Below are 10,982 nucleotides of genomic sequence, written 5' to 3' on the forward strand. Positions count from 1 at the left end.
CGTGTCTTACGCACCTCAAGCGAACTTGGCGGAATACCACACTGACCCAAGCTTTAACGAGACGTTCCACATGATCGACGAATTATCACAACCGGCAATGATGGACATGCCTGGCTTATTCGACACCTTGTGGGGCTACAAGCGCAGCGAAAACACCACCGCCGGAGCAACTGAAGCAGCTGTTGACAGCATCAACGCTACACCCATGAATGTATTAACCAGCGCTTTTTAAGTAGGGCAACACCAAGTAAGGCAAAGTCAGTAAGAAGTGAGTGAGAAGTAGTAAGAAGTGAGTGATTTTCCCCGCCTTTATGGCGGGGTTTTTTTATTTAATGGAATGGAGCTGAAGTAGCCATTTAGATCACCTGAAGCTTTCTTTTTGTGCAGGGTATGCCTACTTCTCAATTGTCAGGGTTTACTCGAATACATAACGACGCCGTAAAGCAAATATTATTAAACCAATCAGCAGTAAAAAGTCGAATGAACCTCCTCCAGAACCACCTGAACCACCTGAACCACCATCCACTGTATCTGAATTGACATTGTCACCTGAGTTAGCACTTCCATTTGAATTAGTGTTTCCGTCTAAATCAATACCACCTTCTGAATCGGTATCGCCTTCTGAACCGGTATTTCCATCTGAACCAGTATTTCCATCTGGATTGGTATTTCCATCTGAACCGGTATTTCCATCTGAACCGGTATTTCCATCTGGATCGGTATTTCCATCTGGATCGGTATTTCCATCTGGATCGGTATTTCCATCTGGATCGGTATTTCCGTCTGAACCGGTATTTCCATCTGGATTGGTATTTCCGTCTGAACCGGTATTTCCATCTGGATTGGTATTTCCATCTGAACCGGTATTTCCATCTGGATTGGTATTTCCGTCTGAACCGGTATTTCCGTCTGAACCGGTATTTCCATCTGGATCGGTATTTCCGTCTGGAGAAGTAGGATCCTCACCACCTCCATTCCCCGAAATCTGAAAATCATTTAGCGAGACATTAAAGAAAACATTATTACTACACTCAACCTTTATTCTACCCAAATTGACTTGAAGGTTTGGCAATAAAACACTTTCAGCTCCGTCATTGGGAGTTGAGGATAACAATACTCTTTCCTGTGAATAATGTTCGCCGCTCAATAAAATAATATCGACATTTTGACAGGAAACAGGCTCTAAATTCGTCCTCGCAACATCCCACTCAACCTCCATAGGCTGACCCGAGTCAAACATGCCACCATTCGGTGCAATTACACTGAATGGGCCAGAAGCAGAATCGACGGTAATGGTCTTGTCATCCTGAGAAATACCGCTCCCTCCTGCCCTCATCGTCATCCTGAATCGCATTGTACGATCTGTGGTCGGCAGAATTTCAGCAAAAGACGATTTTAAATCCCCAGATAATATCGCTTCCATTTTTGGAAAATAACGTGTCGGTGACGATACTGGTTCAAAAGAGCGAAATAATGGGCCACTACCATGATCAGTATTCATTTCTTCCAGAGTTGATGTCCTAACAACACCCGCATCGACCTGTTCCCATATAAAAGTCTGGTTTGCAGCTTGGAAATCCACTTGGGCTGTTAAAGCGAAAGGTGTATTGGCTGGAATGGTGAGATCATCTCCACCAGCATCAGCAAACGGCACCACAAGCCCGGTTGGCTCAAACCTGCCACAAAACTGACCAGCGCCTTCATGCACCATCCAATTCATCTCTTCAATCGATCCAGCATGAAAAAAAGGACTCGCCGAACCTTCATCCCGAATGGCGTTTTGATCTGATCCTCCACAAGAAACCGATGCGTAGGTCATAATGGTGGTGCCTACTCCAATTTCCAGATTGTATCGCCGCTCACCTGTCCAACCACAATTTTGAGCATTCCACGTATGCAAAGCGCCAAGCTGATGCCCCACCTCATGAAGAAATAAATTCACAACGTAAAATTCGAAATAACTGAAAGGAAGAGGGATACAAGAAAATGCCCTGGCTTTACCTTCTCTACAAGGTCGTCCAACAGTAGCTAACCCCCCTCCAGAAAGGCACAACATATGCCCAAGATCATAATTATCAACCCCTATTACATTGTTCAGGTTAGTTTCATTATCATAAATATAGGAGCCATTACCACCGTAGGGGTCTGCGTGACGATTGGTGTATATCAATTTATCGTTGTCGGCTACCAATTCAAGCCTCACAGCAATATCGCGCTCAAGAATTTGGTTTGCTCGATTAACCAAAGAGGCCATATAAGCCATTGTGATCTCTTTTGGAGTACCGTTTTGTCCACTTATCAGGTTTTGAGTAAATTCACCTATTGCAGCAAGCGCGAATCGATAGACGCGGACATGATCACCAAAATGCTTTCTATATTGGCTGTTTTTCATTTGGTGATACTGATCTGATTTAATATCAAGACTTTTAGTGTCTTTCATAAAAATCTGATCGGATGAAATCCCATCATGAGAATTTTTTTCGTAATCATGAGATGAGGATTTAATATCTTCAACAAAATACCCGCGATATTCATTAACTCCTTGAGGAACACCAAAAAAAACACCGGAATCCAATGCCATTGCACCCTTCGGTGTAGACACCAACCCCTGTAGCCCAAGCGGAGTTACGCTAATACGGCCACTGATATTGCCATCATCAGGGCTAAATACCTTATAGCTTCGAATATTGGGAAATTTTTCTGCAAGCTCCGGCGACATGGCCGGTGAATAAAATGCTTCTAGCAAGATATACTCACCCGAGGGTGAGGGGTAATAAAAAGGAAGGCCTTTATCGGTTGAGCCTTGAACAGGCGCGGTTTTAAAGTATGACGTTAACGTTTCTAGGTCAGCAGATAAACTGTGATAATTTATCCCAACCCTTTTTTCATGCCCCGAATGAGCATTCCCATTTTCATGTTTCGCATGAGAATATTTAGACGAATGTTGAGAAGAAACTCCCTCTGTATTTGAGGAAACATGACCGTGACTACGCCACAATTCTTCTGGTTGTATCGCGAAAACAATGCTACTCAAACAACAACTAACGACAACAGCGAATAATCTAAACATAGTAGACATACTCCAAACCAAAACTCTGTCCTAGGTTCTTGAAATGGCATACTAATTGTCCTCCTTGTTAAGGATTACAATTATCATAGAGACAAGTACTGAAAAGAATCGATATGTATGTCAGAGCTATTCACTATAAATACAAATTTTGTGAAGTGGTTCTTAATTGACAACTCAACACCTTGATACAAGCTCAGCAAGCGTAAAGAAATTTCATTAAACACTTCTTATCTTTAATAATCTGCAGCGCTTTCGCAGCATTTAAATTAGTGATCGTTCACTCACCCATATCGATGAAACTCAGCTGGATGCTTAGGCCATTTTGCAAATGTATTCAGCTTGTGTATATTCACACTCCCGTCATTTTGGTAGTAATTCCAAGGATCCCTAATCCACGTTGGTGAGATAACTCCTCGTGGGGATTTTTTAGGATTACCATTAGGGCCAAGAACAATATCATTATTAAATCCACCATATCGGGTATATATGACGGTATCCCCTACCGCTCTTTCACCAGGCACAGCAGGACTGCTCGAACGTCGAATGTGCATTTTTTTTAATTTTTCATCTATACAATAAACCGCCATGAAGGCACTAATAATCTCGCGAGGATAGACAACCAAAAACTTTCCTCTTTGTGTGCCACTGGCATTTTGTTGCGCTAACGCCGCTTTATTAGGAATAAACTTGAAAACCAAATCCAAATCAAATAACACATCCTCCAATTGCCATAAAATTTGGTGTGCATTGTTAACATTGGCACTAACATGCAATTTCCAACCTTCATCTGGCATGACGGCGTCATCAGGCATCACCCAATTCCAATTCGTTTTTAATACTTTATTTCTATGCGATTTTCTTGCGAAAATAAATTCAGACATATTATTTCACCACATTTTCTACTAGGCGCATATAGAAGTGAGCGCCTAGAAAAATACCACAAAAAATAGTTCATACCTTTAATAATTAAAGCGCCTGACCTTTTTCTAAACAGAAGCCTACTTTCATATTTTTCGTATTTTTGTTCGTTTTGTCTGCATGAGTTAGATCCGACTCCACTTTTGCAAAACTCAAAGACATACTCTCTGAAGGTGCACTGCCATTTGCCGCATCAATAGACCACGAAGAAATCATGCAATTGTCCAGCTTAAATACTGCAAATTTCTCAACACTTTTTGCGCCGGTTTGCACGATATGTATTTCTACTGGCACACCTGCATCACCCGCCAACGAATCTTTATACAAACCCGCAGATGCAGCACACATTTTTTTCGAAATAGACATCTCGCTCAGCATAGGCAAAGAAGCCTCACGATTAGACATTGCACCGACATCCATGGATACCGCACGCCCATGACCCTTGCTTATGCCATCCAGCTCAATCCAGTTTTCATAACCCTTCGCAGTCACGCCACCTTTAACCGCCAATTTGTTGTAGTTCATGTAAATAGCCATGTACATCACCTCTATATGCAATTCGTATAAAAAACAACCAAACATAAACGTCGTTGTTTGTTGTCATGCTGAAAACCTGTATCAAGCATTTCAATTTATTAATACTGATTGCAGACGAGAATAGTTGCATTGATTTTACTTTTTTTGCAAAAAGACCAAAGCGACTGAACGATGGCTAGGCAGCAAGACTTGGTTAACCAGAATGGTAGAGACGGGAGCCAAAGGTTTTAGTGAAATCCAGTGGCTCCATTTTGCAGCTTCCAAAGCTGGGCGTATTGGCCATTTAATTCCAATAATTGATCATGAGAGCCTTCCTCAATAATTTCCCCTTTATCCATTACGATAATACGATCACACAAACGCATGGAATTCAGACGGTGGGCGATCATGATGGCGGTACGCCCTTCCAATATTTTAGGCAGTTGCCTGATAATCGCCGCTTCTGATTCATAGTCCAAGGCAGAAGTCGCTTCATCGAAAATCAATACCGAGGGATTGACCAACAATGCCCGAGCAATGGCAATTCGCTGACGCTGCCCACCGGACAATGCACCACCCCGCTCTCCCACTTGAGCATCGTACCCACCTGGTAATTCGGAGATAAAATCATGTGCGCCGGCTAAGCGCGCAACGTGTTCGATTTTTTCCTGACTGGTTTGGGTTGCCCCCAACGCGATATTCTCGCGAACCGACCCATTAAAAAGAAAACTTTCTTGTAACACGACTCCCAACTGACGTCGCAACATGGCCGGGTCGGCAAGCGCAAGATCCACCCCATCCACCAGCACTTGACCACTTTGCGGTACATAAAGGCGTTGAATTAATTTCGTGATGGTACTTTTTCCTGAGCCACTCATCCCGGTAATACCAATTTTTTCACCGGCCTTTATGCGAAGGTCAAGGCGTCGTAATACTTCATTGCCCGTATCTGTATAACGAAAAGTCACTTTTCTTAGCTCCACTTCACCGTCGAGCTTTTCCAATGACGACCGGCCCGCACTGGCAATGGCCTCGGTGGGTTCATTGAGAATATCGCCGAGCCTGTTAATTGACACCCCGGTATGCTGAAAATCTTGCCAAACTTGAGCCAGCCGCAAAATCGGCATGGTGACATGGCCAGCCAACATATTGAACGCAACAAGCTGGCCAATGGATAAATCCCCAGACATCACTAAACGCACACCGAACCAAAGTAACAGTGCGCTCAATAATTTTTGCACCAAGCCAATCACTCCACCGGCCCAGTTGCCCAACATGTTGGTGCGAAAAGACGCTTTTAAATAACTGGCCAATTGCGCTTCCCAATCACGCTTGAAACGTTCACCCACCGCCAACGATTTTAACGTTTCAATACCGGTTACAGTCTCGGTTAGAAAAGCGGTGTTATCCGCCCCGCGTTCAAATTCCCGAGTCACCCGAGCACGTAAAAAAGGCGCGATGAATGTCCAAACCAATAAATAAATAATCAATGAGGCCAGCACCAGCCAAGTCAGTTGAGGGGCATAACTGAACATCACGATAATAAACACCCCAATAAAAGCCAAATCCAACACCATCATTAGGGCAGAGCCGGTCAGAAAATTTCTGATACTGTCCAACTCCCTTACCCGCGCAATAATTTCACCGGTTTGGCGCGCTCCAAAGTACTTTAGCGGTAAATGCACAAGGTGCCTGAATAAGCGCGCAGACAATTCCGAGTTCACGCAGCTGGCCAAATGAGTAAAAATAATCCCACGAAAATACGCCATTAATGGGTCGAAAACCGCTAAAGCAATCAGCCCTATGGCCAATACATCCAAACTTTGCAAACCCCGACTGACCAACACTTTATCAATCACATTCTGAAACAGCATTGGTGTCACTAAGGCGAAAAGCTGAATCAATAACGAGGCCACAATAACGCCTCGAAAGCGATCGACATGCTTGAGAATAGAAGGAAGAAACCAGCGAAAACCAAAACGATGTTGAGAGGGAGTTTCAGACGTTTTTCGTGATAACAAAATAACCCGAGGAGCCAAACGGCGCTTTAATGACGACAGGGTTACCGACTCACGAATTTTAGTGAGTGGGTCGGTCAGTGTGATTATCTTCGCTTCCTCACCTTCGAATACCCGATACTGCTGATGCAATTGATCATACACCAACGCAGGAGGGGACAATCGATTTAACCTGTCAATTCGCAATGTTGAGGCCTTTGCTCGAAGCCCAATACGGCCTGCCACTTGAAGAATATCCAGCTCCTCAAAACGACCGTCGGTTTTCCCATGCACATGCCAACTCTGCAGGGCATCGCATGGCTGATCGAGAATAGCAGCAGCCAACATCAAGGCTTGCAAGCCACTGTCTGACTGCGGGTCAACACGGTTGCACGCTTCACTGGTCCACGAAGTTTGCATTAACGATTCGGCTTCAGTGCTCACTTATCTCTCCCTCAACGCTTCAGATTGATATTCCTGCAGAGGGCTTAAAAGATAATCAATTACCCGTCGATTACCGGTTTTAATTTCTGCCGTAATCAACATCCCAGCAGACAATTCAGCCGTTTCGCCTTCCGTCATAAATTCAAGAGTATCGAGGCTGACCCGTGCCGGATAAATCAGCCCTAATTGTTCATCTTCGATGGAATCTCGGGATACGTGCAGCACTTCACCGCGTACCGTGCCGTATTTTGTGTAAGGAAAACTTTCCACTTTCACTTCCACTTTTTGTCCGGCACGAATAAAACCTACATCCTTATTCAGAATATTGACTTCGGCTTCAAGATTACGAGTATCAGGCACAATCATCATTAACGCCGTACCCGGTGAGACCACTGCACCAATCGTATGAACTTCCAGTTGTTGCACAACGCCATCCACAGGGGCTAATACGGTTTGCAGCTTGGCTGTTTCTTCGGCCTTCACCAATTCTTGACGTAAGTCGACCCACCGAGCACGATTCTCTTCAAGGCGGTTGAGGGTATTTTGCCGCCACTGTGCTGCTTGTTTTTGTAAGTCCGCTTTTAATGTTGCTTCTTGCTGAATTAATACATCGAGTCGCGCTTTTTGCTCCGTCAAATTCTGCTTATGTTCCAACACTTCCTGCTTACTACGAAGTAACTCTACTTTCGAAAAATTGCCTTTTTGGGCCAACGGCACTATGGATTCGTAACGCGCTTCCACCGTGGCTAATAGCACATGAGTTTGCTCAATCAACGTCTTTGATGTCGCCTGCTCCGTGGCATTTTGATCCAGTTGGGATTTCAGTGCTTCTCTAGACGTCACGAACGCCAACCACTCGCCTTGCAGATATGCTTTGGCTTGCTGCACCAATTCCTCATCAACCCCGTTGGGCACCATAAAGCTGGCCATAGGGTCGGATTGAAGAAGCGCCTCAAGCCGCGCCACACTCAGTGCCGTCACATCAGACTGCCACTGTAATCGTTTGGTGTCCGCTTCCGCCGACGTTGGGTTCAACTCAATTAACACATCACCGGCACGAACCGTTTGCCCATTCCATGCCGCAATTTTGGTAACGACACCGGCCTCAGCCGCCTGAACGGTTTTAGAATAATGGCCCACCACAATTCGCCCCGGCGCAGAAGAAATCACGTCCAGTTTTCCGTAAATCGACCACAACAAAGCGCCACAACACAGGAGCATAATGGCCACTCCCAAAAAGCGCCCAACCCGAGACGGCGGTCGCTCAAGAACCTCTAAATACGCTGGTAAAAACTCTAATTCAAGATGATTACGCGTGGGCCCTCGAACCTCGTTTAACTGCCTTTGAAGTGCTTGTTTAAACACTCGAAAATGCTTTATTACACCGTTTAAAAACATATTAAGAACTCACCGTATCCACTTTAAAAGACACACCTTCGAAAGTTACCTCACCTTGGGTAAACGCCGTACGATCTCTTTGTTGTTGTGTTTGTGTTTGTGTTTGTGTTTGTCTTTGTGGTGATTGTTGCTGTTGACGTATTTGTGAAAAATCGTGGTCATGCTGCTGCATACCTAATTCGCCTTTTTGCAAAGACCAAAGACGTGAATAGGCGCCTTTTTTTGCCAAGAGTGTGTCGTGATTGCCCGATTCGACAATCTTGCCGTTCTCCAGAACAAATATACGGTCACAATTGCGAACCGTAGAGAGTCGATGCGCCACCATAATGACCGTCCTTCCCCGGCGGATGGTTTCTAAGCCTTGCTGAACAATGGCTTGCGAGTGATCATCTAAAGCGCTCGTTGCTTCGTCCAAAATCAGAATGGACGGGTTACTCATTAAAGCTCGCGCGATGGCAATACGCTGCCGTTGGCCACCAGAAAGAGAAGCGCCGCCTTCAGCCAGTACGGTATCGTAGCCATCACTCAATTCGAGAATAAAGTCGTGCGCTCCCGCCATTTTGGCAGATTCGATGACCTCCCCAAGCGGCGCGGCTGGGTCTGCAATAGCAATGTTTTCTCGCACCGAGCGATTGAACAGATAGTTTTCCTGCAACACCACGCTCATTTGTTCACGCAAAGACACCGCATCCACCGTTGCGATATCGACACCATCAACACAGACCTGCCCCTCTGAAGGCAAATACAATTTCTGAATTAATTTTGTGATGGTACTTTTACCCGAACCCGATGGCCCAACAAACGCCACCATGGCACCGGCAGGAATATCAAGATTGAAATTGTTAAAAACAGGGGACAGATTCGGTGCGTAACTGAATGTGACGTTATTAAACGTAATTCGCCCTTGTATATTATTTGAAAGTGCCGGCTGTTTTTCCGAGCGCTCGGCAGGCGTATCCAACACATCCCCCAAACGGTCGATGGAAACCCTGGCCTGCACATAATTACGCCACAATTCCGCCAAACGTGTGATCGGCTGGCTCACGTGATCAGCCATCATTTTGAACGCAATTAATTGACCAATCGATAACTCAAGATCAATCACCATCCGCGCTCCAAACCATAACACCAGAACCGTCGTTATTTTTTGAATGGCCGTAACAAGATTCCCAGAAAGCTGCATTAAGCGCTGCACTAAGAAATTGGAGTGCACGAAATTCTGGGTTTGTTTTTCCCAGCGGCGAGTGAGTTGTGGCTCCAACGACAGCGCTTTAACGGTTTCTACCCCACTTAGGGTTTCCGTTAAAAAGGCGTTATTGATTGCACCATCTCGATACATCGCCTGAATACGTGTTTCCAACGGCGCTGTAATCAAAAAAGACAATAAGAAATAACACGGAATGGATGCTGCGACAATCAAGGTTAAAAACGGAGAGTAAAAATACATCACAGCAAAAAAGATGAACGTAAACGATAAATCAATAATTAATGTATTCGCCGCGCCGGTGAGAAATTCTCGTATAGAATCAAGTTCGCGCAAGCGCATTACCGTCAGCCCTACACTGCGGTTTTTAAAATAGGCAATCGGCAATTCCATCATGTGGCTGAAAAGTTTTCCGCCTAAGCGTGCATCCACCCGAGTGGCCGTCTGGGTGGCAACGTATTGCCGAAGGCATTTCAGCAGCACCTCCAATACAGCCACAATCACCAGTACCGTTACCAGCACATCCAATGTCGACATAGATTGATGAACAATCACCTTGTCCATCACCACTTGAAAAAATAAGGGTGTTAATAGCGCCAGCATCTCAATAAAAGCGGAGGCGGCAAGCATTTCATAGGCAAAATGGCGATAACGTAAAAATTCCGGAATAAACCAGGTAACATCAAAAGGCTTCACTTTTTCTTTCGCCGCAGAACGGCCCTTAAAAAAGACAACACTGCCACTCCAGATGTCCGCCAGCTTATCGTGAGTCAATATATGAGGGGCTTTTTCTCCTGGGCGTTGCACCAATGCCTGTTCTTCGCTCAGCTTTGCCAATACCGCCCAATCTCCCTTTTTGGTGCGAAACACCATAGGCAACTGACGATGGTCTAGTTCCACCAGAGCTTTTTGACGAAACGCCACTTTAAGGCCTAGATCACAAGCAAGTTCCTTAGCCATTTTTTTATCTGCCTTATCACACGGCTTGATCTGCTTGCTTATCATTGACGAGGCCCGTTTTTCTGCCTGCTCAAAATCCACGTCCAAACGATGAATCATCGCCACAACGAGAATACTGCCTAATAAAGAAGCAACGCTTGTTTTTTCGTAGGGAAAGTCATTTCCACTATTGTTATTTCCACTACTGTCATTCCCACTATTTTGATTGGGAGGGCTTGTCTGATCGGAAGGGTTGATCTGACCAGAAGAATTGGTCTGATCGGGACGGTTTAATCTGACGACGGATTTCATTGACTGCTCTTCAATTGAAAAATTACACTTCAATCGTATAAACAGAATTCGCTGAAAACCCCGCCATTTAAATTATGAATTTTTGGTGACAGCACGTACCATTAATCAAAAAAACAGGCCCCAAAGCGGACGCCAGAGAGCCTGTGATAAAATCAGAAAAGGGATACTGTTATTCGTGCGCTTT

At 44.9% G+C, this 10,982-nt stretch carries 7 protein-coding genes; 1 reads left to right on the forward strand and 6 read right to left on the reverse strand.

The genetic code is table 11. The features are described from left to right. A partial coding sequence (locus LU351_RS07395; protein ID WP_232593427.1) for a hypothetical protein occupies positions 1-232 on the forward strand: 232 nt, incomplete at its 5' end. A gap of 183 nt (positions 233-415) precedes the next feature. Here the strand turns inward: LU351_RS07395 and LU351_RS07400 are convergent. The 6 genes from LU351_RS07400 to LU351_RS07425 all read right to left on the reverse strand — a co-directional run bounded on the left by LU351_RS07400 (position 416) and on the right by LU351_RS07425 (position 10,798). Continuing rightward, positions 416-3,070 (reverse strand): reprolysin-like metallopeptidase, encoded by a 2,655-nt coding sequence (locus LU351_RS07400; RefSeq protein WP_232593428.1) that lies wholly within the window; start codon positions 3,068-3,070, stop codon positions 416-418. Between the two features lie 281 nt (positions 3,071-3,351). After that, a complete protein-coding gene (locus LU351_RS07405) occupies positions 3,352-3,951 on the reverse strand; it encodes a class III lanthionine synthetase LanKC N-terminal domain-containing protein (RefSeq protein ID WP_232593429.1) in 600 nt (199 codons plus the stop codon). Between the two features lie 85 nt (positions 3,952-4,036). Next, the gene (locus LU351_RS07410; protein ID WP_232593430.1) at positions 4,037-4,525 is read right to left on the reverse strand and encodes an Hcp family type VI secretion system effector; all 489 of its coding nucleotides are present in this window, start codon (positions 4,523-4,525) and stop codon (positions 4,037-4,039) included. A gap of 227 nt (positions 4,526-4,752) precedes the next feature. Continuing rightward, the gene (locus tag LU351_RS07415; RefSeq protein ID WP_232593431.1) at positions 4,753-6,945 is read right to left on the reverse strand and encodes a type I secretion system permease/ATPase; all 2,193 of its coding nucleotides are present in this window, start codon (positions 6,943-6,945) and stop codon (positions 4,753-4,755) included. Beyond that, entirely contained in the window at positions 6,946-8,343 is a 1,398-nt protein-coding gene (locus LU351_RS07420; protein WP_232593432.1) for an HlyD family type I secretion periplasmic adaptor subunit, read from the reverse strand. It abuts the gene before it with no gap. A 1-nt stretch (position 8,344) separates the two neighbouring features. Beyond that, positions 8,345-10,798, reverse strand: a complete 2,454-nt coding sequence (locus LU351_RS07425; RefSeq protein WP_232593433.1) for a type I secretion system permease/ATPase — start codon at positions 10,796-10,798, stop codon at positions 8,345-8,347. Between the last annotated feature and the right edge of the window lie 184 nt (positions 10,799-10,982).

Source organism: Marinibactrum halimedae (genome assembly GCF_021234875.1).
Lineage (GTDB): Bacteria > Pseudomonadota > Gammaproteobacteria > Pseudomonadales > Cellvibrionaceae > Marinibactrum > Marinibactrum halimedae.